24 protein-coding genes are annotated in these 25,715 nt (G+C 72.5%); 12 read left to right on the plus strand and 12 right to left on the minus strand.

Going from position 1 to position 25,715, the window contains the following annotated elements:
- Positions 1 to 4: 4 nt before the first annotated feature.
- From ADL29_RS02160 to mce, 4 genes are all read right to left on the minus strand, one after another.
- Complete coding sequence (locus tag ADL29_RS02160) at positions 5 to 1,021, minus strand: ATP-binding cassette domain-containing protein (RefSeq protein ID WP_053922232.1); 1,017 nt, start codon at positions 1,019 to 1,021, stop codon at positions 5 to 7.
- Positions 1,022 to 1,145: 124 nt separating this feature from the next.
- Positions 1,146 to 2,084, minus strand: a complete 939-nt coding sequence (locus tag ADL29_RS02165) for a coiled-coil domain-containing protein (RefSeq protein ID WP_053922052.1) — start codon at positions 2,082 to 2,084, stop codon at positions 1,146 to 1,148.
- 114 nt (positions 2,085 to 2,198) lie between these two features.
- Positions 2,199 to 6,446, minus strand: coding sequence for a polarized growth protein Scy (scy, locus tag ADL29_RS02170; RefSeq protein ID WP_053922053.1), 4,248 nt, complete (start codon positions 6,444 to 6,446; stop codon positions 2,199 to 2,201).
- 208 nt (positions 6,447 to 6,654) lie between these two features.
- The gene (gene mce / locus ADL29_RS02175; protein ID WP_053922054.1) at positions 6,655 to 7,095 is read right to left on the minus strand and encodes a methylmalonyl-CoA epimerase; all 441 of its coding nucleotides are present in this window, start codon (positions 7,093 to 7,095) and stop codon (positions 6,655 to 6,657) included.
- A 137-nt stretch (positions 7,096 to 7,232) separates the two neighbouring features.
- Between mce and ADL29_RS02180 the strand changes: the two genes are divergently transcribed.
- Both ADL29_RS02180 and meaB read left to right on the plus strand, forming a co-directional pair.
- Positions 7,233 to 8,447 (plus strand): acetyl-CoA C-acetyltransferase, encoded by a 1,215-nt coding sequence (locus ADL29_RS02180; protein WP_053922055.1) that lies wholly within the window; start codon positions 7,233 to 7,235, stop codon positions 8,445 to 8,447.
- Between the two features lie 43 nt (positions 8,448 to 8,490).
- Positions 8,491 to 9,450, plus strand: a complete 960-nt coding sequence (meaB, locus tag ADL29_RS02185; protein ID WP_053922056.1) for a methylmalonyl Co-A mutase-associated GTPase MeaB — start codon at positions 8,491 to 8,493, stop codon at positions 9,448 to 9,450.
- Between the two features lie 57 nt (positions 9,451 to 9,507).
- Here meaB and ADL29_RS02190 read toward each other — a convergent pair whose 3' ends face one another.
- Positions 9,508 to 10,155 carry a PepSY domain-containing protein gene (locus ADL29_RS02190; RefSeq protein ID WP_053922057.1) on the minus strand — a complete coding sequence of 216 codons (648 nt, stop codon included), beginning with the start codon at positions 10,153 to 10,155 and terminating at the stop codon, positions 9,508 to 9,510.
- A gap of 141 nt (positions 10,156 to 10,296) precedes the next feature.
- On the opposite strand from ADL29_RS02190, the gene ADL29_RS02195 reads away from it, so the two are divergent.
- Positions 10,297 to 10,959, plus strand: a complete 663-nt coding sequence (locus ADL29_RS02195) for a response regulator transcription factor (protein WP_053922058.1) — start codon at positions 10,297 to 10,299, stop codon at positions 10,957 to 10,959.
- A gap of 4 nt (positions 10,960 to 10,963) precedes the next feature.
- Positions 10,964 to 12,358 (plus strand): sensor histidine kinase, encoded by a 1,395-nt coding sequence (locus ADL29_RS02200; protein ID WP_053922233.1) that lies wholly within the window; start codon positions 10,964 to 10,966, stop codon positions 12,356 to 12,358.
- A gap of 39 nt (positions 12,359 to 12,397) precedes the next feature.
- On the opposite strand, the gene ADL29_RS02205 is transcribed toward ADL29_RS02200, so the two are convergent.
- The 4 genes from ADL29_RS02205 to ADL29_RS02220 form a co-directional block, all read right to left on the minus strand.
- Positions 12,398 to 12,892, minus strand: coding sequence for a MarR family winged helix-turn-helix transcriptional regulator (locus ADL29_RS02205; protein WP_046925955.1), 495 nt, complete (start codon positions 12,890 to 12,892; stop codon positions 12,398 to 12,400).
- A gap of 183 nt (positions 12,893 to 13,075) precedes the next feature.
- Positions 13,076 to 13,849, minus strand: a complete 774-nt coding sequence (locus ADL29_RS02210; RefSeq protein WP_053922059.1) for an AIM24 family protein — start codon at positions 13,847 to 13,849, stop codon at positions 13,076 to 13,078.
- Positions 13,846 to 14,496: an AIM24 family protein gene (locus tag ADL29_RS02215; RefSeq protein WP_046925953.1), complete on the minus strand. Its 651-nt coding sequence runs from the start codon at positions 14,494 to 14,496 to the stop codon at positions 13,846 to 13,848. The genes ADL29_RS02210 and ADL29_RS02215 overlap by 4 nt, the downstream gene beginning before the upstream one ends.
- A complete protein-coding gene (locus ADL29_RS02220; RefSeq protein ID WP_078970660.1) occupies positions 14,496 to 15,134 on the minus strand; it encodes an AIM24 family protein in 639 nt (212 codons plus the stop codon). Before ADL29_RS02220 ends, ADL29_RS02215 begins: the two co-directional genes overlap by 1 nt.
- A gap of 210 nt (positions 15,135 to 15,344) precedes the next feature.
- On the opposite strand from ADL29_RS02220, the gene ADL29_RS02225 reads away from it, so the two are divergent.
- Positions 15,345 to 15,695 carry a DUF3817 domain-containing protein gene (locus ADL29_RS02225; protein ID WP_053922234.1) on the plus strand — a complete coding sequence of 117 codons (351 nt, stop codon included), beginning with the start codon at positions 15,345 to 15,347 and terminating at the stop codon, positions 15,693 to 15,695.
- On the plus strand, positions 15,692 to 15,988 hold the full coding sequence (locus tag ADL29_RS02230; protein WP_053922060.1) for an MTH1187 family thiamine-binding protein: 297 nt from the start codon (positions 15,692 to 15,694) through the stop codon (positions 15,986 to 15,988). The genes ADL29_RS02225 and ADL29_RS02230 overlap by 4 nt, the downstream gene beginning before the upstream one ends.
- An 18-nt stretch (positions 15,989 to 16,006) precedes the next feature.
- Here ADL29_RS02230 and ADL29_RS02235 read toward each other — a convergent pair whose 3' ends face one another.
- Complete coding sequence (locus ADL29_RS02235) at positions 16,007 to 16,999, minus strand: ArsR/SmtB family transcription factor (RefSeq protein ID WP_053922061.1); 993 nt, start codon at positions 16,997 to 16,999, stop codon at positions 16,007 to 16,009.
- 91 nt (positions 17,000 to 17,090) lie between these two features.
- Between ADL29_RS02235 and ADL29_RS02240 the strand changes: the two genes are divergently transcribed.
- The 4 genes from ADL29_RS02240 (at position 17,091) to icmA (ending at position 21,362) form a co-directional block, all read left to right on the plus strand.
- On the plus strand, positions 17,091 to 18,362 hold the full coding sequence (locus tag ADL29_RS02240; protein ID WP_053922062.1) for an MFS transporter: 1,272 nt from the start codon (positions 17,091 to 17,093) through the stop codon (positions 18,360 to 18,362).
- A 252-nt stretch (positions 18,363 to 18,614) separates the two neighbouring features.
- A complete protein-coding gene (locus ADL29_RS02245; protein ID WP_046925947.1) occupies positions 18,615 to 19,124 on the plus strand; it encodes a MarR family winged helix-turn-helix transcriptional regulator in 510 nt (169 codons plus the stop codon).
- A 64-nt stretch (positions 19,125 to 19,188) separates the two neighbouring features.
- Positions 19,189 to 19,521: a DUF3817 domain-containing protein gene (locus ADL29_RS02250; RefSeq protein ID WP_053922063.1), complete on the plus strand. Its 333-nt coding sequence runs from the start codon at positions 19,189 to 19,191 to the stop codon at positions 19,519 to 19,521.
- Between the two features lie 140 nt (positions 19,522 to 19,661).
- Positions 19,662 to 21,362, plus strand: coding sequence for a coenzyme B12-dependent isobutyryl-CoA mutase large subunit (gene icmA / locus ADL29_RS02255; protein WP_053922064.1), 1,701 nt, complete (start codon positions 19,662 to 19,664; stop codon positions 21,360 to 21,362).
- Positions 21,363 to 21,365: 3 nt separating this feature from the next.
- Here the strand turns inward: icmA and ADL29_RS02260 are convergent, their stop codons facing one another.
- On the minus strand, positions 21,366 to 22,769 hold the full coding sequence (locus ADL29_RS02260; RefSeq protein WP_053922065.1) for a sensor histidine kinase: 1,404 nt from the start codon (positions 22,767 to 22,769) through the stop codon (positions 21,366 to 21,368).
- On the minus strand, positions 22,766 to 23,497 hold the full coding sequence (locus tag ADL29_RS02265; protein WP_053922235.1) for a response regulator transcription factor: 732 nt from the start codon (positions 23,495 to 23,497) through the stop codon (positions 22,766 to 22,768). Before ADL29_RS02265 ends, ADL29_RS02260 begins: the two co-directional genes overlap by 4 nt.
- Before the next feature lie 78 nt (positions 23,498 to 23,575).
- On the opposite strand from ADL29_RS02265, the gene ADL29_RS02270 reads away from it, so the two are divergent.
- On the plus strand, positions 23,576 to 24,712 hold the full coding sequence (locus ADL29_RS02270) for a UDP-N-acetylglucosamine--N-acetylmuramyl-(pentapeptide) pyrophosphoryl-undecaprenol N-acetylglucosamine transferase (protein WP_053922066.1): 1,137 nt from the start codon (positions 23,576 to 23,578) through the stop codon (positions 24,710 to 24,712).
- Positions 24,709 to 25,689, plus strand: a complete 981-nt coding sequence (locus ADL29_RS02275) for a GDP-mannose 4,6-dehydratase (RefSeq protein ID WP_046925942.1) — start codon at positions 24,709 to 24,711, stop codon at positions 25,687 to 25,689. The genes ADL29_RS02270 and ADL29_RS02275 overlap by 4 nt, the downstream gene beginning before the upstream one ends.
- Positions 25,690 to 25,715 lie beyond the last annotated feature (26 nt).

A 25,715-nucleotide genomic window follows, 5' to 3' on the forward strand; every position in this document is an offset into this window, starting at 1 on the left:
CGGGTCAGCTTCCTTTCCTCTGCCGCCGGTGCGCGTCCCAGTCGGCGCCCCAGCCTTCGGGCTGCACCGGCGGGCCGGCCGGCGGCGGCCCCGGGGGCCGCACCGCCACCCGCCGGTCCTCGTGTGCGTGGTACTCCACGGACGCGGCGGTGAGCTGCATGAACGCCTCTTCCAGTGAGGCCTGCCGGGGGCTCAGCTCATGCAGGACGACCCGGCCGCGGGCGGCCATCTCGCCCAGCCGGGCGGCCGGTACGCCGTCGACCTCCAGCGAGCCGTCGCCGACGGCCACCGCAGTGATGCCCTCGGCATGCAGCAGGTCCCGCAGCTGCTCCTGCTCCGGGGAGCGCATCCGGACGTACGAGCGGGAGTTCTCCCGGATGAACGCGGCCATCGAGGTGTCCGCCATCAGACGGCCCTGGCCGATCACGATCAAATGGTCGGCCGTGAGCGCCATTTCGCTCATAAGGTGCGAGGAGACGAAAACGGTGCGGCCCTGCGCCGCGAGGTCCTTCATCAGATGGCGGATCCAGTGGATGCCCTCGGGGTCGAGGCCGTTGACCGGCTCGTCGAAGAGCAGCACCTGCGGGTCGCCGAGGAGCGCCGCGGCGATGCCCAGCCGCTGGCCCATGCCGAGCGAGAAGCCCTTGGTGCGCTTCTTGGCGACCGAGGTCAGGCCCACGGTGTCCAGCACCTCGTCGACCCGGGCGCGCGGGATGCCGTTGCTCTGTGCCAGGCACAGGAGATGGTGGTAGGCGCTCCGGCCGCCGTGTATCGCCTTCGCGTCCAGCAGCGCGCCGATGGACGTCAGCGGATTCCGCAGGCGGCGGTAGTGCCGGCCGTCGATACGGACCGTGCCCTCGGTCGGGTTGTCCAGATCGAGCATCATCCGCATGGTCGTCGACTTGCCCGCGCCGTTGGGGCCGAGGAAGCCGGTGACGATGCCGGGCCGCACCGTGCAGGTGAGGTGGTCCACCGCCACCTTGTCGCCGTAGTGCTTGGTCAGACCCTGGAGCTCGATCATGTACAGCACGCTAAGGGCGCCCCAGGACCCCCGCCACCGGGGCACGCGCCCCCGTCACACGACCGCGCCCCCGTTCCGCCGCCAGTGGCGGAACGGGGGCGCGGAAAGCCGGCAGCGGGGCCGGTCAGCGGCTCTGCTGGGCGGGGACGCCGCGGGAGATGGGCTCCTCCTCGCCGGGGGCGCCGGCCGCGGCCACCGCCGCACCGGTCAGCGTCGCCAGCATCTCGCGGACGTTGGTCAGCTGCGCGTTGATGGAGTCGCGGCGGTTGGTGAGGGCCGCGAGCTCGCGCTCGGATTCGCTGCGGATACGGTCGGCCTTCGCGTTGGCGTCGGCGACGATGTCCTCGGCCTGGCGCTGGGCGGTCTCCACCGTCTGGCGGGCCCGGCGCTCGGCGTCCGTCCGCAGCTTCTCGGCCTCCAGGCGCAGCTGCTCGGCGCGGTGCTCGATCTCGGCCAGACGCTTCTCCGCCTTGGCCTGACGCGAGGCCAGGTCGCGCTCGGACTGCTCGCGGCGCTTGGCGAGGTTGGTCTCGAAGTCCGCCGCCGCCTGCGCGGCCTTGGCCCGGGTCTCCTCGAAGAGGGAGTCCGCCTCCTCGCGCTTGGACTGCGCGTCCTTCTGCGCCTCGGCCCGCAGCGAGGCAGCCTCGCCCTTGGCCTTGTCGACGATCCGGGCGCCCTCGTCCTCCGCCTTCGCCTTGCGCTCGGCGGCGAACGACTCGGCGTCGTTACGGACCTGCTGGGCAGCCGACTCGGCCAGCTCGCGGTGCTGCTCGGCGGCCCGGCGGGCCTCCTCGCGCAGGTCCTTGGCCTCCTCCTCAGCGAGACGGAGGATCTTCTCGACGCGCGCACCGAGGCCTGCGTAGGACGGTTCGGCGTCGTTGACCTGAGCCTGGGCGTTCTGCGTCTCGAGGTGCAGCTCCTCGATCCGCTTTTCCAGCGACGTGATGCGGGCCAGCGCACTGTCGCGGTCAGCGACGAGCTTGGTAATGCGGTCGTCCACCTGACCGCGGTCGTAACCACGCCGCACGAGCTCGAAGCCGAAGGGGGAGGAAGTGTCGCTCATGGGGTTCCTGTCGAAAGAGACCGGTGAGGTGATAAGGGGAATCCTAGGGGTCTTAACGGCGTGTCATCGAGTCGTTGCACGTTTGGAATGGAGAATGACCCCTCATTCGAGTGGCTACCCTTCAGGCGGCTTGCCACTCGAACGAGTTGCGCCCGCTCCCGCGGACGCCTTGACGCCCCCCTTGCCCTCCGCGCCGCCCGCGGGCGCCTCGAAGGACTCCAATGCCACCAATACGTCCTGAACGCGGGAGATTTCGGCGTTGATGTCCTCCCGCCGGCGCACCAGGACCTCCAGCTCGCGCTTCCCCTCCTCCACGATCCGGGCGGCCTCGGCCTCCGCCTCGGCACGCAACCGCTCCGCGTTGCGCTCCGCCTCGGCCCGCTTGTTCTGAGCTTCCTTGATCAGACCCTCGGCCTTCTTGACCGCCGAGATCCGGACCTTGCTCGCCTCGCTGTTCGCCTCCGACAGCAGCCGGTCGGCCTTCTCCTTGGCCTCCACCTGCTGCGCGGTGGCCTGCGCGATGAGCTTGTCGACCCGCTCGCCGGCGTTCTTCATCGCCTCCGCCGACTCCCGGCGGGCCCGGTCGTGCAGCTCCTCGACCTCGCCCTCGACCCGGACCCGCAGCTCCTCGGCACGGTCCCGGATGGCGGTGGAGTCCCCGCGGGCCTCCTCCAGCAGGGTGTTGGCGTCCGTGCGGGCCTTCTCCACCCGCGCGTTGCCCTCCGCCGTCGCCTCGGTGACGATCCGGTCGGCCTCCTTGCGGGCCGCCCCGACCATCGTGTCGGCCTGCTCCTCGGCGGCCGTGGCCGTCTTGAGCGCCTCCTCCTGGGCCTTGGCGATGAGCTGGTCGGCCTGCTCGGCGGCGTCCCCGCGGCGCTTGGCGGCGTCCTTGCGGGCCTCGTCCAGCAGCCGGTCCGACTCCTGCTGGGCCTCCGTGCGCAGCCGCTCCGCCTCGGCCTCGGCGTCCTCCTTGACCTTCGCGGACTCGTTACGGGTGCGATTGGCGTGCTCCTGCGCGGCGGTGACCGTTTCGGCCGCGTCCGTCCGCATCCGGTCCGCCTCCGCGGTGGCCGCGGCCAGCATCTCGTCCGCCTGCCGGCGGGCCTCGGCCCGGGTACGGTCCGCGTCCTGCTCGGCGGTGGCGGTGGTCTTCGCCGCCTCCGTGCGCAGCCGCTCGGCCTCCGTACCGGCCTCCGCGATCAGCTCGTCGGCCTGCTGCGCGGCGTCCGACCGCGTCTTGTTGGCCGCCTTGCGCGCCTCGTCGCCGGTCTTCTCGGCGTCCGCCCGCGCCGTCTCGAGCGCCTCGGCCGCCTCGGCCCGCAGCCGCTCCGCGGTCCGGGACGCCTCGGCGACCAGGGCCTGAGCCTGCTGCTCGCCCTCCGAGCGCAGCCGGTCGGCGGCCTGCCGGGCCTCCTGGACCATGCGGTTCGCGTCGTCCTGCGCCGAAGAGGTGAGCTCGGTGGCCTCGGTGACGATCCGTTCGGCCTCGGTACGGGCCTCCGTGATCAGCGCATCGGCCTGCCCGGCGGCGTCCGACCGCATACGGTTCGCGTCGTCCCGGGCCTCCGCGCGGGCCCGCGCCGCGTCCTGCTCGCCCGACGCCAGCGCGTCGGACGCCTCGGTACGCAGCTGCTGCGCCTTCGCCGTGGCGTCCCCGACCAGCTTCTCGGCCTGTGCGGTCGCCTCCGACAGCAGCCGGTCCGCCTGCTCCGCGGCCTCCGACCGCGCCGCATTGGCGTCCCGCCGCGCCTCGTCCACGACGCCGGCCGCTTCCGCACGCAGCCGCTCGGCCTCCTCGAAGGCCTCCGCCACCGTCCGCTCGGCCAGCGACTTCGCGGCCTCCGACGCCTCTTGCGCGTCCCGCCGCAACCGCGTCGCGTCCTCCGAGGCACGCTCGCGCTCGTCGTAGGCGTCCGTGCGGACCCGGTCCGCCTCCTCCTGCGCCTCGCTCTTGGTGCGCTCCGCGGCATGCTCGGCGGCCGACCGCAGCCCGGCGATCTCCTGCTCGGCCTGCTCGTGCAGATCCGCGACCGAGTCCCGTACCTGCTGTGCGGTCTGCTCGGCCGCCGCGACCAGCTCGCCCGCGCGCCGGTCGGCCTCCTCGACCAGCCGCTCGGCCTCCTCCTGCGCCTCGCTCACCCGCGTACGGGCCGACGCCAGCAGCTCCTCGGACTGTTCCCGCGCCGCGGTGCGCTCCTGGTGGGCCTCCTCGCGGGCCTCGCCCAGCAGCTGCTCGGCCTCCCGGCGCCGCCGCGCGGCCTCCTCCTGGGCCTCGGCCAGCGCCTGCGCCGCCTCCGTACCCGTGCGCTCCGCGGCGGCCGCCGCCTCCGCACGTACGCGGTCCGCGGTCTCCTGCGCCTCGGCCCGCAGCCGCTCCGCCTCGGCCGCCGCCTCGCTGCGCAGCCGTGCGGCCACCGTCTCGCTCTCGGCGCGCGCCGACGACGCGTCCGTGGCGGCCTCGGTGCGCAGCCGCTCGGCCTCCTCCTCGGCCTCCTGCTGCAGCGTCCGCCGGCGCTCGGCGGCCTCCGCCTTGAGCCGGGCCGCCTCCTCCTGGGTCTCCCGGCGCAGCCGCTCGGCCTCCGCGCGCGCCTCGCGCAGCTCCTCCTCGGCGGCGGTGACCCTGCTCTCGGCCTCGCTGCGCAGCCGGTCCAGCTCGGCCTGCGCCTCGGCCCGCTTCTCCTCGACGGCCCGCTCGGTCTCCGCGCGCAGCTCCTGGGCGCTCTCCTCGGCCGTCGTCGTCAGCGTCTCGGCGGCCTGGGTGCCCTCCAGCAGCAGCTGCTCGGCCTCCGCACGGGCGCGCTCCAGTGCCTCCTCGGCCTGTCGGCGCAGCGCCGAGGCCCGCTCGATGGCCTCGGTCCGTACCCGCTCGCTCTCCGCGACGGCACCCGAACGGGTCTCCTCCGCATCGGCCTTGGCCTTGCCCAGCAGATCCTCGGCGGACCCGGCCGCCTCCTCGATCTGCTGTACGGCCTCCCGGCGCGCCTCGCTGCGGATCCGCTCGCCCTCGGCGACCGCGTCCGCCCGCAGCTGCTCCGCCTCCCCGCGCAGCCGCCGTGCCTCCTCCTGGAGTTCGACGGTCTTGGCGCGGTACTCCTTGGTGTCGTCCTTCGCCGCGCCCTTGAGCTGCGCCGCGGTGTCATGCGCCTCTTCACGCAGCCGGTCCGCCTCGGACTCGGCGTCCTTGCGCAGCCGTTCGGCCTCCTCGGCGGCGGCCTTGGTGGTGGCCTTGGCGTCCTCCGACGCCTTGTTCAGCACCTCTTCGGCCGTACGCGCCGCCTTGGCCAGCTGCGCCGCGGAGTCCTCCGCGACCTTGGCCCGCGCGCTCTCCTGTGCCTCGGCGACCAGCCGCTCGGCCTCCGTGCGGGCGTCCGCGCGCAGTTGCTCGGCCTCGGCCTTGAGCGCCTCGGCCTCCTTGGTGGCCTCGCCGACCAGCCGCGCGATCTCCGCCTTCGCCGTACGGGTGCGCTGCTCGTTCTCCGACTCGGCGGCCGACAGCCGCTTGCCCGCGGTCTGCTGGGCCTCCTCGACCAGCTTCTCGGCCTCGGCGCGCGCCTCGCGCAGCGCCGTATCCGCTTCCTGGACCCGCGCCTCGGCGGCGCGTGTCAGCTCGGCCGCCTGACGGCGCGCCTCCTCCGACTCCGTGCCGGCCGAGGTCCGCAGCTGCTCGGCCTGATCGGTGGCCTCCTGGGCCTGGTTGGAGGCGGCGGTCAGGAGCCGCTCGGCGTCGGTGCGCGCCCGGCGCAGGATGGATTCGGCTTCGGTGCGGGCCTCTTCGGCCGCCGAGCCGAGCCGCTCGCGGGCCTGCTCGGCCAGCCGGTGCGCCTCGGCCCGTGCGGCGGCCAGCGCCTGCTCGGCCTCCGCCCGGGACTCCTCCATGAGGCGGCGGGCCTGCGACTCGGTGCGGGCCCGCAGCTGTTCGGCCCAGGCGACGTTCTCGTTGACATGCGACTCGACGGTCTGGCGGCGCTCGTTGAGCTCCTCGTCGAGCCGCTGCCTGCGGGTGACCGCCTCGGCGTGCAGCTCGGCCTCGAGCCGGGACTGCCGCTCGGCCTGCTCCTGGAGCAGCCGCTGGGTCTGCGCCCGCGCCTCGCGCAGCTCCCGCTCCGCGTCCGACCGCAGCTGGTCCGCCTGGATCTGCGCATTGCGCAGCAGCTGCTCGGCCTGATGGCTGACGTTGTCGTAGGCAGGGCGGGCCGCGAGGTTGCGGCGCGCCTCATGCAGCTTGGCGCGCAACACCTCGACCTGGTAGCCGAGGTCGTCGGCGTGCTGGACGGCCTTGTCCCGCTCGGTCTTCAGCCGCTCCATCTCGGCCTCGAACTGCGAGAGGTGGTCGTCAGCCTCGTAGCGGTCGTTGCCCCGCACTGCGCGGTCCCATCCGTCCCCTGGTCATGGTGGCGGCCGGCTCCGTCCTGCGGATGCTCGTCCCGTACACGTCACGTCGTACCGGACTCGCGCCCATCGGAGCTGACCCTTCCGAAGAAATGGTGTCAGATCATCGGCAGAGTACGGGCCGGGCCCCACTCCCGTACCCCGGCCGAAGGTGCACTCTACCGGCCGGGGAAGGGGAAGGTCAGTGCTCCGTGGGAGAGGAGGGCGCCGCGGTGACGAGTTCGGTGAGCACTCCGTGGCAGTCCTTGGGGTGCAGGAAGGTGATCCGGGAGCCCATCGACCCGGTCCTGGGCTCCTCGTAGAGCACCCGCACGCCCTTGTCCCGGATGTCGTCGGCGGCCCCGTCGACATCCGCCGTGCCGAAGGCGATGTGGTGCACCCCCTCACCGTTCTTCTTCAGCCACTTGCCCACCGCGGAGTCCTCGCGGGTCGGCTCCAGCAGCTGCAGATACGAGGCGCCGCCGTCGGAGGTCTCGTTGATTTTCAGCATCGCCTCCCGGACACCCTGTTCCTCGTTGACCTCGGAGTGGAACACCTCGAAGCCGTACGTGGCACGGTAGAACTCGACAGTCTTGTCGAGGTCGAAACAGGCGATCCCGATGTGGTCGATTCGCGTCAGCATGGCTCCAGTGCACCCCTCGCACGGCTGGTTACGCAACGTGCGCGCGATCACACCTGCTTCCCGGTGACCCCGGGCGTACCGCTCAGTACATTGACGGGAACCCTCGTTAACTTCCCTGCAAAGGAAGGCCGGATCCCATGTCTGCAACCAACGGCACCACCTCCGTCATCGTGGCGGGAGCGCGCACCCCCATGGGCCGCCTCCTGGGCTCCCTCCGGACCTTCTCCGGCGCCGACCTGGGCGGTTTCGCCATCAAGGCGGCCCTGGACCGGGCCGGCATCGGCGGCGACCAGGTGCAGTACGTGATCATGGGCCAGGTGCTGCAGGCCGGTGCCGGGCAGATCCCCGCCCGCCAGGCCGCCGTCAAGGCCGGCATCCCGATGAACGTCCCCGCGCTCACCGTCAACAAGGTCTGCCTCTCCGGCCTCGATGCGATCGCCCTGGCCGACCAGCTGATCCGCGCCGGCGAGTTCGACGTCATCGTCGCGGGCGGCCAGGAGTCGATGACCAACGCGCCGCATCTGCTGCCGAAGTCCCGTGAGGGCTACAAGTACGGCGCCGTCGAGATGCTCGACGCGATGGCCCACGACGGCCTCACGGACTCCTTCGAGGGCATCGCCATGGGCGAGTCGACCGAGAAGCACAACACCCGCCTGGGCATCGCCCGTCCCGAGCAGGACGAGGTCGCCGCCCGCTCCCACCAGCGGGCCGCCGCCGCGCAGAAGAACGGCCTGTTCGCGGCCGAGATCACCCCCGTCGAGATCCCGCAGCGCAAGGGTGACCCGGTCCTCTTCAGCCAGGACGAGGGCATCCGCGGCGACACCACCGCCGAGTCACTCGGCAAGCTGCGCCCGGCCTTCGCCAAGGACGGCACGATCACCGCCGGCACCTCCTCGCAGATCTCCGACGGTGCGGCCGCGGTGGTCGTCATGAGCAAGGCCAAGGCCCAGGAGCTGGGCCTGGAGTGGATCGCCGAGATCGGCGCGCACGGCAACGTGGCCGGCCCGGACAACTCCCTCCAGTCGCAGCCGTCCAATGCCATCGGCCACGCCCTGAAGAAGGACGGCCTGTCCGTCGAGGATCTTGACCTGATCGAGATCAACGAGGCCTTCGCCGCGGTCGCCGTGCAGTCAATGAAGGATCTCGGGGTGTCCCCGGAAAAGGTGAATGTCAACGGCGGTGCGATCGCCCTGGGGCACCCGATCGGCATGTCGGGCGCCCGCATCGTGCTCCACCTGGCGCTGGAGCTGCGTCGCCGGGGCGGCGGCGTGGGTGCCGCCGCGCTGTGCGGCGGCGGCGGGCAGGGCGATGCGCTGATCATCCGCGTACCGGGAAACAACTCGGGCAAGTAACCGCGAAACGCGTACGCGAGCGAGCCGAAGGAGACGGGCAGCGATGGTGGACGTCCCGCAGCTGGTGGAGCAGGCCCGGCAGGGCCGGCCGAGGGCGGTGGCCCGGCTGATCTCCCTTGTGGAGGGAGCGGCCCCGGAGCTGCGCGAGGTGATGGCGACACTTGCGCCGCTCACCGGCAACGCCTACGTGGTCGGGCTGACCGGCTCACCGGGCGTCGGAAAGTCCACCACCACCTCCGCCCTGGTGACGGCATACCGCAAGACGGGCAAACGGGTCGGCGTGCTCGCCGTCGACCCGTCCTCGCCGTTCTCCGGCGGGGCGCTGCTCGGCGACCGCGTCCGGATGTCGGAGCACGCCTCCGACCCCGGCGTCTACATCCGCTCGATGGCCACCCGCGGCCATCTGGGCGGCCTGGCCTGGGCCGCGCCCCAGGCGATCCGGGTCCTGGACGCGGCGGGCTGCGACGTCGTCCTGGTGGAGACGGTCGGCGTCGGCCAGTCCGAGGTGGAGATCGCCTCCCAGGCCGATACGAGCGTGGTGCTGCTGGCCCCCGGGATGGGCGACGGCATCCAGGCGGCGAAGGCCGGAATCCTGGAGATCGGCGATGTCTACGTCGTCAACAAGGCCGACCGGGACGGCGCCGATGCCACCGCCCGCGAGCTCAACCACATGCTGGGGCTGGGCGAGGCGCGGGCGCCGGGCGACTGGCGGCCGCCGATCGTCAAGACGGTCGCCGCGCGCAGCGAGGGCGTGGACGAGGTCGTCGAGGCCCTGGAGAAGCACCGGGCCTGGATGGAGGAGCACGGGGTGCTCGCGCAACGGCGCCGGGCGCGGGCGGCGCGGGAGGTCGAGACGATCGCGGTGACGGCGCTGCGCGAGCGGATCGGCGACCTGCGGGGGGACCGCCGGCTGGATGCGCTGGCCGAGCGGATCGTCGGCGGCGAGACCGACCCGTACCGGGCGGCCGATGAGCTGGTGGACGGGCTGACGAACGGGGGCTGAGGGCGCCGGGGACCGGAGCCGGCCGCCCCGGGGGAGGGCGGCCGTACCTGCCGCGGCTCAGTCGTCCGCACCGTCGTTGTCGTCGTCATCCGCGTCCCGCGCCGCGGCGGCCTTCGCCGTCCCCGACTGCGGGTCGACCAGCACCTTGTGCTCCTTGCCGTCCCGGGTGACGGTCTCGACCTCCCAGACGGGCTTGGCCCGGTGGTCGCCGTCCAGGTCCACGGAGGTCACCGTGCCGTGCGCGGCGGCGGTCCGCGCGGCCGCGGCGGCGTCGGTCCGCGCGCCCCTGGGGTCGGCGGCGTCGTCCTCGTGGTCGATGTGCTGGTTCAGCACGCGGCCGTCCCTGGCGTCCAGGGTGATCTCGTGCCACTTGCCGTCCTTGCCGAGCACGTCCGCGTCCCAGACCAGGCCGGGCCGGTCCCGGTCCAGGTCGAGGCCGGCCACGGTGCCCGGTACGGCCTTCAGTGCGGCCGCGGCGGCGGCCGGCGCGTCCACCCTGGCCGCGTTCGCCTCGCGGAGGTCCTCCTGGCGGTCGTCCTCCTGGCCGCGGCCGTCGTGCGCCGCGAGCTGGGCAGTGGTGCGGGCGCCGGACCCGGAGCCGCTGCTGCCCGGCCGGTCGCCGCTGTTGACGGCGACCGCGGTGGCGGTGCCGCCCGCGATGAGGACGGCCGCGGCGGCGGTGGCGATGACGAGATGACGCTTCATGAGTTCTCCCCTGTGCTCGGCCGGTGTCCGGCGGATGACCGGACCGCTGATCGGCTGTGACAGCACCGTCGCCGAACGCACCTGAAGGGAAGCTGAAGCCACCTGAAGGAGTCTTCAGGTACGGGGTGCCACAGTGTCCGCATGCGCCTGTTGATCGTGGAGGACGAAAAGCGGCTGGCCCTGTCGCTGGCCAAGGGCCTGCGGGCCGAGGGGTACGCGGTCGATGTGGTGCACGACGGTCTCGAGGGGCTGCACCAGGCGAGTGAGGGCGCGTACGACCTGCTCGTGCTGGACATCATGCTGCCCGGCATGAACGGCTACCGCGTGTGCTCAGCGCTGCGGGCCGCGGGCCATGACGTACCGATCCTGATGCTGACGGCCAAGGACGGTGAGTACGACGAGGCCGAGGGGCTGGACACCGGCGCCGACGACTATCTGACCAAGCCGTTCTCGTACGTGGTCCTGGTGGCGCGGATCAAGGCGCTGCTGCGGCGCCGCGGGCGGACTGCGCAGCCGGTGCTGCGGGTGGGCGCGCTCGCCGTCGGCCAGGGCGCGCGCAAGGTGGCGCTCGACGGGGCGGAGGTCGCGCTGACCGCCAAGGAATTCGCCGTACTGGAGCAACTGGCGCTGCGGGCGGGCGACGTGGTGTCCAAGGCGGAGATCCTCGAGCATGTCTGGGACTTCGCGTACGAGGGCGACGTCAACATCATCGAGGTGTATGTGAGCGCGCTGCGCCGCAAGCTCGGCGCCGGGTACATCGTGACGGTGCGGGGCGCGGGATACCGGCTGGTGCCCGGTGCGTAGGGCGCTGGGCCCGGTCCGGGCCAGGGCGGCGGCCGGTGCGACCGCCGTGGTGGCGGTGGCGCTGCTCGCGGCCGGTACGGCGGTGCTGCTGGTGCTGCAGGGCACCCTGCGGGACCAGGCGGGGCTGCAGGCCGAGGTCGCGGCGCGGGAGGTCGCCGCGCAGATCGCGACGGGGACGGCGTACGGAAAGCTGGACCTGCCGGACGGTGAAGATCATCCGGTGGTGGTGCTGGACGACGACGGGCGGGTGCTGGCGGCCGGTGACGAGGTGCGGGCCGTGGACGGCAAGGCGGTCGGACCGGTGCAGCGGGGGAGCACCCCGCCACAGGGCGACGACGACGGCGACGACGAGGACGGCGGGCCCCGGCCCGGCGAGGTCGACGACGACGTGCACTACCGGGACGGCACCGCGGACGTCGACGGCACGGTGGCCGACTACCGTTTCGCGTCGGTCGAGGCCAAGGACACCGGCGGCGCCAAGGCCACGGTGCGGGCGGGTTCGCCGCTGGCGCCCGAGCGGAACGCTGTCGGCACGGTGCGCACCGCGATGCTGATCGGGCTGCCGCTGCTGCTCCTGGTCGTGGCCGGGGTGACCTGGCTGGTGACCCGGCGGGCGCTGCGGCCGGTGGAGGGGATCCGGGCGGAGATGGCGGCGATCACGGCGAGTACGGATCTGAGCCGCCGGGTGCCGGTGCCCGCGGCGCGGGACGAGATCGGGCGGCTGGCCCGGACGACCAATGAGACGCTCGCCGCCCTGGAGACCAGCGTCGAACGCCAGCGGCGGTTCGTCGCGGACGCCTCGCACGAGCTGCGCAGCCCGATCGCGAGCCTGCGGACGCAGCTGGAAGTGGGGGTGGCGCACCCGGAGCTGCTGGACGTGCCGGGCGCGGTGGCGGACACCGAACGGCTGCAGCGGCTGGCCGCGGATCTGCTGCTGCTGGCCCGGCTGGACGCGGGGGAGCGGCCCGGGGAGGCTCGTGTCGATCTGGCCGCGCTGGTGCGGGAGGAGAGCTCGCAGCGGGTCGGGGACCGGATCCCGGTACGGGTGGGGGACCTGGCGGGCGTCGAAGTGGCCGGTTCCCGTGGGCAGTTGGGGCGGGTGCTGGGGAATCTGCTGGACAACGCGCAGCGGCATGCGGTCTCCGCCGTGCGGGTGGCCGTGGCGCGCGCGGGGGAGTGGGCGGTGCTCCGGGTCGACGACGACGGGCCCGGCGTGCCGGAGGGGGAGCGGGAGCGGATCTTCGAGCGGTTCGTACGGCTCGACGACGCGCGGGCCCGGGACGACGGCGGGGCCGGGCTGGGGCTGGCCATCGCGCGCGATGTCGCGGTGCGGCACGGCGGCTCGCTGGCCGTACGCGACGGCTCGGTGTTCGAGCTGCGGCTGCCGTTGAAGAGCTGACCCGTCGCCGCGGCCCGGCCATCGGGCCGCGGCGAGGGATCAGAGGCCCCCGCGCTGGGTGCGCAGGTGCTCGGCCACCGGGGCCAGCGAGACGCGCAGCGCCTCGAGGTCCTCGGCGGCGAACAGGTCGATGAAGTGCCTGCGCACCGAGGCGACATGGTGCGGGGCGACCCGGCGCATGGTCTCCCAGCCCTCGTCGGTGAGCACCGCGTAGAGGCCGCGGCGGTCGGACTCGCAGCTCTCGCGGCGCACCAGGCCGGCGTTCTCCATGCGGGTGATCTGGTGCGACAGCCGGCTCTTGGACTGCAGGGTGCCGGCCGCCAGGTCGCTCATCCGCAGCCGGTGGTCCTCGGCCTCGGAGAGGTTGACCAGGATCTCGTAGTCGTTGTTCGTCAGGCCGAACGGCTGCAGATCGCGCTCCAGCTGGTGCATCAGCAGCCGGCTGACGTCCAGGTGGGTACGCCAGGCACGCTGTTCCTGGTCGGTCAGCCAGGCGGTGTCGCTGTCGTTCGGCTCGGTCGTCTCGGGCGTCATGGAGGAATTCTATCCGTAAAAGTTGAATAGTTAATTAAATTGGCTGGGTGAGGCCCTGCGGTGGCCGGGCTGCGCACCCGTGCCGCGGCGGACATCCGCCGGCCCCCGTGCCGGCGGGCAGGACGTCACGATGACCCCGCGCGATTGGTCAGACGTTCGAGGTCACCGTCCGCAGACTACCGCTCACAGCCCGAAGCGGCGCTGGAGGTCCCCCAGGCCACCGGGCAGCTGGGGCAGTTGTGAGCCACTTTGCGCCGGGTGCCCGCCCCCGCCCGGAACGCCCGCCTCGTCCGGTACCGCACCCGTCGCCAGCTCCGGCATCAGCACCTCCGTGGACTGGAGCAGCACCGTCCCCGCGCCCACGAACTCGAACTGGTGCTCCTCGCCGGAGGCCCCGCCGATCCCGGTGTGCGCCCGCAGCCCGCCGAGGAATCCCCGCAGGTACTGGTGGTCGTAGTGGTGGCACGGGGAGGGGCAGTCCGCCCAGCCGACGAGCGCCTGCGGGTCCACCCGGATCGGTGGCTCGACAAAGACCACCGGTCCGTTGGAGGCCGCCACGAACTTGCCCGTGCCGATCAGGGTGAGAAAGCCCGGGATGATCGACTGCTTCAGCGCCAGAGATGGCTGAAAGGCGAGCAGGTTGCCGGAACGGATGGTGAGGTTGCCGTCCTCGAGGTCATAGGAATTGACGTCGAAGGCGCGGTCGGCGAGCAGCATCTTGCCCTGGCCCTCGGCGACGACCCAGTCGGCGGCGTGCAGCGGGGAGTGGAAACTGCCCGCGATCAGCCGGTCGAGACGGCCGTGCCCGATGCCGTGGAAGTCGATCGACCCGTAATAGGCGATCATCTTCCCCTTCTGCAGAAACCACTGGCCGTTGAGGTCCACGCTGAAGGCGTACGGATTGACGTTGTCGTCGGCCGGCAGCGTGGCGACGTCGTGGATGACGGGACCGGTCAAAGCTTCTCCTCCGACGCCTGGACGTAGACGGTGCCCTGGCCCGACAGCTCCAGCTGGAAGGCCTCCCCCGAGCCGCGGCCGACCATGTCGCGCCAGCCGAGTGCGGCGGACAGTTTGTTGCGGACCTCGCCGCGGTGCGCGACATAGGCCTGCGGGTCGACATGGACCGGGCGCTGGGGCGTGATCGGCAGCTCGATGACGCCGCCGTGCGCCATCACCGCGGCCGAGCCATGTCCCTTGAGGGTCGTCGTGAACAGGCCCTGCCCGGTGACCTGGCCGCGCACCATGCCCATCACCCCGCCCTGCGAGCCCATGAACATCGTGCCCTGGTCCAGCGAACCGTCGAAGGCCAGCAGCCGGTCGGCCTCGACGTACAGCGTCTCGCCCGTCAGGTCGACGACATGGACGTGATGGCCGCCGTGGCCGAACATCACCGTCCCGCTGCCCTCCACCGTCATCAACGGGGTCGCCTCGCCCGCGATCCGCCGCCCGATCATCGAGCCGATTCCGCCCTGCCCGCCCTGGATGTTCGGGGTGAAGGACACCTCGCCGCGATAGGCCAGCATCGCCCCGCGCTGGCTGAACATCCGCTGCCCCGGCGCGATCCGGGCCTCCACCATGCGGGAGTTGAGTGCCGTGAACGGCATCAGACCTCACCGCCCACGGTGTTGCGCTCGCTGGGCTGTACGTACACCAGGCCCTCGCCCTCGAACCGGATCTGGAACGCCTCGCCGGAGCCCTCCCCTATGAGGGTCCGGAAGTTCACCCCCGACTGGAAGTGCTGCTTGAGGCCCCCGGTGTGCGCGATATACGCCCCCGGGTCCACCTGGAGCGGGTACTGCTTGGTGACCCGCAGCACCACCGCCGGCCCGTCGGAAGTGATCGCGGCCTGGCCGGTGCCCTCGACGGTGGTGGTGAACAGGCCGTTGCCCTGCGAGGCGCCCCGCATCCCGGTGAACGTCGTCCCGGTGCGCAGCGCTGCGTCCGTGCACAGCAGATTGCTGGCCTCGACGTAGAGCTTCTCGCCCTGCAGCCGCACCAGGTTGATCTCGCTCGCCCGGTCCGCGAAGTAGCAGGTGCCGTGGCCCTTCACCTCCATCACGGCCATCTGCTCGCCGGTCAGCCGACGGGTCACCATGCCGCGCAGACCCTCGCCGCCCCCGGTCATCTTCTTGAACGACATCTGGCCGTCGTACGCGACCATCGCACCGTTTTTCGCCTTGACGGCATCGCCCGTCATATCGACGGCGAGCACCTTGCTCCCCTGGAGCCGAAACTGAGCCACGGACCAGACGGTAGTCGGCGGGCCGGGCGCGCGTACCGGACGGGACCCCAATTGGTCACGGTCTGCCCCGGAGCGGCCCTTGGTGGCCCCGCCCGCGGTGATCGTCCGGGCGGCTGTCACAATGGACCAACGCTTGTGAACTCTTGCACAAGCCATACCGAGCCCTTGCAGGCCATCACCGCCTCCCTCCGCCGTACTGACGAGGTTCCCGTGGACATCAAGACCGCCGCCGCCCTGCACCGACTGCGCCTGGCCTCCATCCCCGAGGCGATCTCCTTCCCGGCGCTGCTGATCTTCGGCACCGGTTTCCGGCTGGCCTTCGACTACGACGCCCTGGTCATGCCGCTCGGCCTGATCCACGGCATCCTGTTCATCGCGTACGTCGTGCTGCTGCTCGATGTCTGGAACCGCACCAAGTGGCCCTTCAAGCGCGCCGCTTACTTCTTCCTCCTGGCGATCGTGCCCTTCGGCGGGCTCTACGGGGACCGGGTCCTGCGGCGCGAGGAAGAGGCCGGTGTGATCGCCGCCCGTGCGCGCAAGGAAGGGGTCATCAACGCATGATCGTCGCCTTTTCCGTCAGCCCGCTGGGCGTCGGCGAGGACGTCGGTGAATACGTCGCCGATGCGGTCCGGGTGGTCCGCGAGTCGGGGCTGCCCAACCGTACGGACGCGATGTTCACCTCCATCGAGGGCGAGTGGGACGAGGTCATGGACGTCGTCAAGCGCGCCGTCGCCGCCGTCGAGGCGCGCGCCGGGCGGGTCTCGCTGGTGCTGAAGGCGGATATCCGGCCGGGCGTCACGGACGGTCTGACCTCGAAGGTCGAGACGGTCGAGCGCCATCTCGCCCAGGACTGAGCGCCGGCCGCAGCAGCGTCACCCGCTGCTCCGGCCGCCCGCCGCCAGGGCGATGCCCAGCGGAGTCCGCTCGTACCGCACCTGATGTCCGTGCCGGCGCGAGGCCAGCAGCCCGGCGTCGCGCAGCACGGACAGATGCGCCGATACGGACGAGGGCGCCAGCCCCAGGCGGTGGGCCAGGGCCGTGGTGGTCGTCGGGGTGTCCAGGGCGGCCAGGACGGCCGCCCGGTTCGCGCCCAGCAGCCGTACGAGCGCCGGGCCCGCCTCCGGCTCGCTCCACAGCCCGCCGATGCCGCGCGCCGGATAGATCACCGTGGGCTGCCACGGCGGATCGAACCCGCTCACCACATCCGGCCAGACGAACACGCTCGGCAGCAGCAGCACCCCGCGCCCGTCCAGATCCTGCATCTGGACGAAGTCGGTGCGGGTCCGGACCGTGAGCGTGCCCCCGGACCAGGTCAGCCGCGGATGCAGATCCCCGAACAGCAGCTTGAGCCCGCCGTCGGCCAACTGCCGTGACCGGTAGGCGATTTCCGCCTCCAGCAGGGTGCGCAGCCGCGGCCAGTCCGGGGCCAGCAGCGCATGCCAGGCCCGTTCGGTGACATCCGCCAGCTCCTGGACCGCCCGCGCCGGGTCCGCCAGCGCCGCCCGCCCGCGCGCCGACTCGGCCGCCCCCGGCACACACGCCAGCGACTTGGCCATCTCGGCCCGCGCCACCGCCGGATCGGTGGCCCGTAACAGCACCAGCTCCTCGCCGAACCCGGCCAGCGGTACGTCCGGCGGCCGGCCCAGGAAATCCGGTGTGTAGCCGGGCGACGGCATGAACAGCCACAGCGGCGACAGATCCAGCCCCGCCACCGTCTCGCGCAGCCGTCGCAGCCACGGCCGGTGATAGCCGTGCCGGTCCGCGCGGCGCAGGGTCCGTACCGCCTCGTGCGTCTCGCACAGCGGCGAAATGGCGAACCGGACGCGCAGGAAGTCATCCGCCCCGAAATGCAGGTCCAGCGGCATGGCCGCGCCTCCCTCCCCAGGACCCCGGTGCCGGGATTCGGCTGCAGCCGAAACACTACGGTCCGGCGGCCGCCCCCGGCACGCTGCCGCCATGCCCTCCGTCACCGGGCCCGCACAGCCGGGCCGCGCCCCCGCACGCCCCGACGCGGACGGGCGAGCCGCCGCGGCCGGGTACCGCGCCGTCTTCGCCGTCCCCGAATTCCGCTTCGTCTTCGCCGCCCATCTGCTCTCCTCCCTCGGCGTGGTCGTCTGCGAGATCGCACTCTCCCTCCTGGTCTTCGACCGCACCGCATCGCCCCTGCTCAGCGCCCTGACCTTCGCCCTCGGCCTGCTCCCGTACGCCCTGGGCGGCACCCTCCTGTCGGCCGTTGCCGACCGCTGTCCGGCGCGCACCGTCCTGGTCGTCTGCGATGTCCTGTGCGCCCTCGCCGCGGCGGGCATGGTCGCTCCCGGCGCCCCCGTCGCCCTCCTCCTCTTCCTCCGCTGTGTGACCGCCGCCATCGCCCCCGTCTTCGCCGGGACCCGGGCCGGCACCCTCGGCGAGATCCTCGGCGACGGCGAGCTGTTCGCCCTGGGCCGGTCCGTCATCCGCCTCGTCAACCAGGGCGCCCAGCTGGCCGGCTTCGCCGCGGGGGGCCTGCTGCTCGCCGTCGCGTCCCCCCGGGCGGTGCTCGCCGTCACCGCCTGCACCTTCGCCGGCTCGGCGCTCCTGCTGCGGCTGGGCACCCGTGCCCGCCCCGCGCGCGACACCGCCCGCGGCGCGCTCCTGGGCGCCTCCCTGGGCGGCGCCCGCCGCCTCCTGGCCGACCGCCGGATCCGCGCCCTCCTCCTGCTCTCCTGGCTGCCGCCCGCCTTCGTGGTCATCCCCGAGGCCCTGCTGGTCCCCTACGGCAACCTCCTGGGCACCGGCCCGGCCGGCCTCGGCCTCCTCCTGTGCGCCATGCCCATCGGCGCGATCACCGCCGAAGCCCTGGTCGGCGCGTTTCTCCCCCCGCACGTCCGCACCCGCCTCACCTTCCCCATGGGCCTCTTCGCCGTCCTCCCCTCCCTCGGCTTCGCGGCCCGCCCCTCCTTCGGCTGGGCCGTCCTTCTGCTCGTCCTCACCGGCACCGGGATCTCGTACAACTTCGGCGTCGACCGCTGGTTCGTGGCCGCCGTGCCGGACCGCCTGCTGGGGCAGGCGATGACCCTGATGCAGGCAGGCCGCATGACGGTCATGGGCCTGGCGATGGGTCTGGGCGGGGTGGCCGCCTCGTACGCCCCGCTGGAGGTCGTGATGCCGGCGGCGGGGGTGGTGGGGTCGGTGTGCGTCCTCGTCGCCGTCTGGGAGGTTCGTCGTACGTCGTCGGGTGCGGCGCCGTAGATGGTTCCGTTGTTTCACCGGGCGGAGGTCGACCACGGACGGGAGGGGGCGCTCCGCAGGGACGGAGTACCGGAGGGGAGCCCCCGCACCCACCGCTACGCAAAGCCCGACCGCAACGGCCAACCCCCACCCCCCGCCGGAGGCGAAACGGCGCCGCAGACGACAACGTGGGGAGAAACCCCGACCGGCCCCGGGGGACCGAAACCTGAGACAAGGCCGCCCAGGATATGACCGGCGGGTAGGGTCAAAGACGTGTCGAAGCCGCTCAGCCTTGCTTTTGACCCCATCGCGCGTGCCGACGAGTTGTGGCGGCAGAGATGGGGCGCCGTGCCCCCGATGGCCGCGATCACCTCGATCATGCGGGCCCACCAGATCCTGCTGGCCGAGGTGGACGCCGTGGTCAAGCCGTACGGGCTGACCTTCGCGCGCTACGAGGCGCTGGTGCTGCTGACCTTCTCCAAGGCCGGTGAGCTGCCGATGTCCAAGATCGGCGAGCGGCTGATGGTGCACCCGACCTCGGTGACGAACACCGTCGACCGGCTGGTGAAGTCGGGTCTGGTCGCCAAGCGCCCCAACCCGAACGACGGCCGTGGCACCCTCGCCTCCATCACCGACAAGGGCCGCAAGGTGTGCGATGCCGCCACCCATGACCTGATGGCGATGGACTTCGGGCTCGGTGCGTACGACGCCGAGGAATGCGGCGAGATCTTCGCGATGCTGCGGCCGCTGCGGGTGGCGGCGGGGGACTTCAAGGAGGAGTGACCGCCCCGCCCGGAGCCGGGGGGCGGCGAAGATCGCCCCGGAACGGGCGCTTACGCTCGTATCCATGAAATCCAGCGTGCTGACCCGCTACCGGGTGATGGCCTATGTCACGGCCGTCATGCTCCTCGTCCTGTGCGCGTGCATGGTGGCCAAGTACGGCTTCGGGGTGGGCAAGGACCTCACCCTCGTCGTTTCCCAGGTCCACGGCGTGCTCTACATCATCTACCTGGTCTTCGCCTTCGACCTGGGCTCCAAGGCCAAGTGGAAGTTCGAGAAGCTGCTGTGGGTGCTGGTCGCCGGGACGATCCCGACGGCCGCGTTCTTCGTCGAGCGCAAGGTCGTCCGCGAGATCCAGCCGCTGCTCGCCGAGGGTGCGCCGCAGCCGGTCAAGGTCTGAGCCGCCTCCCTCCGCCACGCGCCCGTCCCCCTTACGGACGGGCGCTTTCGTGTACAGCGCGTGGATGTCACCGGCCCTTCGGGGGATCGTCCGCCGTCTCCCATCGACAATTACTAGGACGTCCTAGTAAATTCGAAGGTATGGACGCTGACGCGATCGAAGAGGGCCGCCGCCGCTGGCAGGCCCGGTACGACTCCGCCCGGAAGCGGGATGCGGACTTCAGCACGCTCTCCGGTGATCCGGTCGAGCCGGTGTACGGCCCCCGGCCCGGTGACAGCGTCGAGGGATTCGAGCGGATCGGCTGGCCGGGGGAGTACCCCTTCACCCGCGGTCTGTATCCGACCGGTTACCGAGGGCGTACGTGGACCATCCGCCAGTTCGCCGGCTTCGGCAACGCCGAGCAGACCAACGAGCGCTACAAGATGATCCTCAAGGCGGGCGGGGGCGGCCTGTCCGTCGCCTTCGACATGCCGACGCTGATGGGGCGGGACTCCGACGACCCGCGCTCGCTGGGTGAGGTCGGCCACTGCGGCGTCGCCATCGACTCCGCCGCCGACATGGAGGTCCTGTTCAAGGACATCCCGCTGGGCGAGGTCACGACGTCCATGACGATCTCCGGACCGGCCGTCCCCGTCTTCTGCATGTATCTGGTGGCGGCGGAGCGGCAGGGCGTGGACCCGTCGGTCCTCAACGGCACGCTCCAGACGGACATCTTCAAGGAGTACATCGCGCAGAAGGAGTGGCTCTTCCAGCCCGAGCCGCATCTGCGCCTCATCGGCGACCTGATGGAGCACTGCGCCCACGGCATCCCGGCGTACAAACCGCTCTCGGTCTCCGGCTACCACATCCGTGAGGCGGGCGCGACGGCCGCGCAGGAGCTGGCGTACACCCTCGCCGACGGCTTCGGCTACGTGGAACTGGGCCTGAGCCGTGGGCTGGACGTCAACACCTTCGCCCCCGGTCTCTCCTTCTTCTTCGACGCCCATGTCGACTTCTTCGAGGAGATCGCCAAGTTCCGGGCGGCACGCCGCATCTGGGCCCGCTGGATGCGCGATGTCTACGGCGCGACCAGCGAGAAGGCCCAGTGGCTGCGGTTCCACACACAGACCGCCGGCGTCTCGCTGACCGCTCAGCAGCCGTACAACAACGTGGTGCGGACGGCGGTGGAGGCGCTGGCGGCGGTGCTGGGCGGGACGAACTCGCTGCACACCAATGCCCTGGACGAGACCCTGGCGCTGCCCAGCGAGCAGGCCGCGGAGATCGCGCTGCGCACCCAGCAGGTGCTGATGGAGGAGACCGGGGTCGGCAATGTCGCGGATCCGCTGGGCGGTTCGTGGTACGTCGAGCAGCTGACGGACCGGATCGAGGCGGACGCGGAGAAGATCTTCGACCAGATCAGGGAGCGCGGGGCGCGCGCGGTGCCGAACGGTCAGCACTCCATCGGCCCCCTCACCTCCGGCATTCTGCGGGGCATCGAGGACGGCTGGTTCACCGGCGAGATCGCCGAATCCGCCTTCCGGTACCAGCAGTCCCTGGAGAAGGGCGACAAGCGGGTCGTCGGCGTCAACTGCCACGAGGGCTCGGTCACCGGGGACCTGGAGATCCTGCGGGTCAGCCATGAGGTCGAGCGCGAGCAGGTGCGGGTCCTGGCGGACCGCAAGGCGGCGCGGGACGACGCGCGGGTGCGGGTGGCACTGGACGGCATGCTGGCCGCCGCCCGCAACGGCGGCAACATGATCGGGCCGATGCTGGACGCGGTCCGCGCGGAGGCGACGCTCGGCGAGATCTGCGGGGTGCTGCGCGACGAGTGGGGTGTGTACACCGAGCCGGCCGGTTTCTGAGCGTTACGGCGCCCCGGCCGGCATCCGCAGCCGGAAGAGGGCGCCGCCCCCCGCCGCCCGTTCCGCGGTGAGTTCGGCTCCGTGGGCGCGGGCGATCTGGCGGGCCATGGCCAGGCCGAGGCCGGAGCCGGGCAGCGCGCGGGCTGCTTCGGCGCGGTAGAAGCGGTCGAAGACATGGGGCAGGTCGGCGGGGGCGATGCCGGGGCCGTGGTCGCGCACGGTGAGGTGCAACTCCCCTGATTTGACGGTGAGTTCGGCGTCCACCGGGCCGCCCGGCGGTGAGAACTTGGCGGCGTTGTCGAGGAGGTTGGACAGCAGCCGGGCCAGTCGGGCCGGTACGCCGGGCAGGGTGACGTCGGTCGCGGCCGGGTCGATGCCGAGGGTGAAGGTGATCTCCGGCCAGTGCTCGCGGGCCGCGCCGACCGCGTGGTCCAGGAGGGCGGCCGGACGGACCTGTTCCACCAGGGGCTGCGGTTCCTCGTCGCGGGCCAGCTCGATCAGGTCGTTGACGAGGGTGGTGACCTCGCGCAGCTGGCGGCCGAGGGCGGCGGTGGCGCGGTCGCGCTGGGCGTCGGTCAGGCGGTCGGCGCGGGCGAGGAGTTCGGCGTTGGTGCGGAGTGCGGTGAGCGGTGTGCGCAGTTCGTGGGAGGCGTCGGCGACGAGGCGGCGCTGGGCGGTGACGGACTGCTCCAGTTCGCCGAGCATGATGTTGAAGCTGGCGGCGAGGCGGGTGACCTCGTCCTCGCGGGCCGGCGGTCCGGCGGGCAGCTCGATGCGGTGCCGGGCGTCGCGGGTGGCGGCGATGCGTTCGGCGGTGGCGGTGAGCCGGGCGACCGGCGCCAGGCCGGTGCGCGAGACCCAGTAGCCGAGCGCGGCGGCCAGCAGGACACCGCCGGCGCCGACCGTCAGCAGTGCCCCGGCGGCCTGCTGTACGCCGCGGTCCACGGTGTCGGAGCGCAGCGCGACCTGGAGCGCCAGGCCCTTGCCGGGGTGATGGGTGGTGTAGACGCGGACCGGGTGGCCGGCGACCGTGAAGGTGCTGTAGTACGCCGCATGGCGGCCGGACGCGACCGCGCGGGTGGCGTCGGTGACGGGGAGGGCGTAGGGGCGGCGCGGATCCTCAGCCGGGCTGGCGGGGACGATCTGGATGCACGGCGAGGCCGGGTAGCGGCAGGTCGTTTCGCCCGCCGTCGGCCCCCAGCCACGGGTCTGCTGGGAGAACTGGGTCGCCGACTGGGCCAGATTCAGGTTCAGCTGGCGGGACATCTGGTCGCGGGTGATGACGAAGGCCGCCGCGCAGACACCGAGCGCCACCAGCGCCACCGCCGCGGAGGCGGCCAGCGCCAGCCGGGTGCGCAGCGGGCGGTGGCGCACCCAGTGCCCGCCGAGCCCGCGCCGGCCGGTCATGCCTCCTCCGGGCGGCCGAGCCGGTAGCCGACCCCGTGCACGGTCTGGACGATACGGGGCTCGCCGCCCGCCTCCAGCTTGCGGCGGAGGTAACCGACGTATACGGCGAGGGAGTTGGAGTCCGGCCCGAAGTCGCGGCCCCAGACCCGCTCCAGGATCACCTCGCGCGGCATGACCTGTCCCGGGTGCAGCAGGAGCAGTTCCAGCAGCGCCCACTCCGTACGGCTGAATTCGAGCGGGCGGCCGCCCCGGTGGCCGCTGCGGGTGCGCGGGTCGACCACCAGGTCGCCGAAGGCCAGGGTGCCGTCGTCGGCGGCGGGGGCGGCGGCCCGGCGGAGCAGGGCCCGCAGCCGGGCCAGGAGTTCGTCCAGCGCGAAGGGCTTGACCAGGTAGTCGTCGGCCCCGGCGTCCAGGCCGTCGACCCGTTCGCTGACCGAGTCCAGCGCGGTCAGGACGAGGATGGGGGTCCGGTCGTCCAGGGCGCGCAGGCGGCGGCAGACCGCCAGCCCGTCCAGGACCGGCATCATCACATCCAGCACGAGGGCGTCCGGCTGCCAGGCGGCGACCTCGGAGAGCGCCGCCAGACCGTCGGCGGCGCCGCGCACCGTATAGCCCTCGACGGTGAGCCCGTCCTCGACGGCGGCGCGTACCTCCGGTTCGTCGTCGACGACGAGGATCCTGGGGGCCGGGCCCTTTCCGGGCGCTGACGGTGCGGACTCGGGCGGCATGGACTGGGGCGGCATGTACATAGGCTGCCAAACGCCTCTCTTAGAAGCCTCTTAGGGCGCTTCGGGAGCGTGGCGGCCATGCGCACACCACTCTCCGTCGTGATCGGTGCGGGCGGCACCGGCGGCCATATCTATCCGGGCCTCGCCCTTGCCGACGCGCTCCGCCGGGCGGTGCCCGATGCGGTCATCTCCTTCGTCGGTACGACCAGGGGCCTGGAGACCGAGCTGATACCGGCCGCGGGCTACCGGCTGCACACCGTCGACATGATCCCCTTCGACCCGTCGCTCGGTGCCCGACGCTATCTGCTGCCCGCCGCACTGCTGCGCTCGGGCGCCCAGTGCCGGGCCCTGCTCAAGAAGCAGCGCGCCCAGGTAGCTGTCGGCATGGGCGGCTATCCGAGCGCGCCGGTGATCGTCGGGGCGCGGATGGCCGGGCTGCCGAGCCTGATCCACGAGTCCAACGCGGTGCCCGGCCGGGCCAATCGGTTCGCGGCCCGGCTCACCCCGAACATCGCGGTCGCCTTCGACACCGGCCATCTGCCCGGCGCCGTCACCACCGGGATGCCGATCGCCGCGGCCCTCGCCGGGCTCGACCGCCCGTCGCTGCGCGCCGAGGCCCGCCGTGCCCTGCGCGTCCCCGACGGCGCCCGGCTCGTCCTGTTCAACGGCGGCAGCCTGGGCGCGGCCCGGCTCACCGAGGCCGCGATCGGGCTCTCGCACCGCTGGGCCGGCCGCGACGACGTCCATCTGCTGGTCAAGACGGGCCCGGCCGCGCTGGCGGACACCGAGCGCCGGCTCGCGCCGAACGCCCGCGCCGTCCGCTATCTCGACCGGATGGACCTGGCGTACGCCGCCGCCGACCTGGTCGTCTGCCGGGCCGGTTCGGCGACCGTCGCGGAGCTGGCCAGCGTCGGCGTGCCCGCCGTCCTCGTCCCGTACCCGCACGCCCCCGGCGACCACCAGACCCACAACGCCCGGGTCCTCACGGACGCGGGCGCGGGCCTCCTCCTGCCCGACGGCGAGACCACCGCCGACCGGCTCGCCGCGCTCGTGGAGCCGCTGCTCGCCGACCCGGCCCGCCTGGCGGCCATGAGCGGCGCCGCCGATCCCGGGCCGCACGCCCACGCCGCCGACCTGCTCGCCGAACGGGCGCTCCGGCTCGCCTCGCACCCCACCTCGTCCCACACCCCGTACACCAAGGAGTACGCAGCATGAACTGGCAGAACCGCACCGTCCTCGTCACCGGGGCCGAAGGCTTCATCGGCTCCACGCTCGTCGACCTCCTCGTCGAGCGCGGAGCGCGGGTGCGCGCCCTGGTCCACTACAAGCCGTACGCGGAGAAGGGCCACCTCGCCCACCGGATGGGCGACGTCGAGATGATCGCGGGCGATGTCCGGGATGCCGGGCGGGTCAGCGACGCGGTCGCCGGCTGCGACACCGTCTTCCACCTCGCCGCCCTGATCGGCATTCCGTACAGCTACGACTCGCCCGGCGCCTACGTCCAGACGAATGTCGTCGGTACCGAGAACATCGCGGAGGCCTGCCGCCGGCACGCTGTCCGCCGGCTCGTGCACACCTCGACCAGTGAGGTCTACGGGACCGCGCTGACCGCCCCGATCAGCGAGGATCACCCGCTCCAGCCCCAGTCGCCGTACTCCGCCTCGAAGATCGGTGCCGACATGATGGCGCTGTCCCACTGGCACGCCTTCGAGCTGCCCGTGACGGTGGTACGGCCCTTCAACACCTACGGTCCCCGGCAGTCCGCGCGCGCCGTGATCCCGACGATCCTGGCCCAACTGCACTCCGGCGCCCGTCAGATCAAACTGGGCTCGCTCACCCCCACCCGGGACTTCACCTATGTGACCGACACCGCGGCCGGGTTCCTGGCGATGGCGGACTGCGACCGGGCGCTGGGCCAGGTGGTCAATCTCGGCACCGGCCGGGAGATCGCCATCGGCGCGCTGGCCGAGGCACTGATAGCCGCCTCGGGACGGGACGCGGAGGTCGTGGTGGACCCGGCGCGGCTGCGGCCCTCGGGCAGCGAGGTCGAGCGGCTGCTGTCGGACAACTCCCGGGCGCGGGAGTGGGCCTCGTGGGAGCCGCAGGTGTCGCTGGAGGAGGGGCTGAAGCGGACGTCGGCGTGGGTGGCCGAGAATCTGCGGCTGTTTTCGGCCGACCGCTATCAGGTCTGAGCCGGGGATCACGACCGGGCCGGGGC

It is taken from the genome of Streptomyces chattanoogensis (genome assembly GCF_001294335.1).
GTDB classification, from domain to species: Bacteria; Actinomycetota; Actinomycetes; order Streptomycetales; family Streptomycetaceae; genus Streptomyces; species Streptomyces chattanoogensis.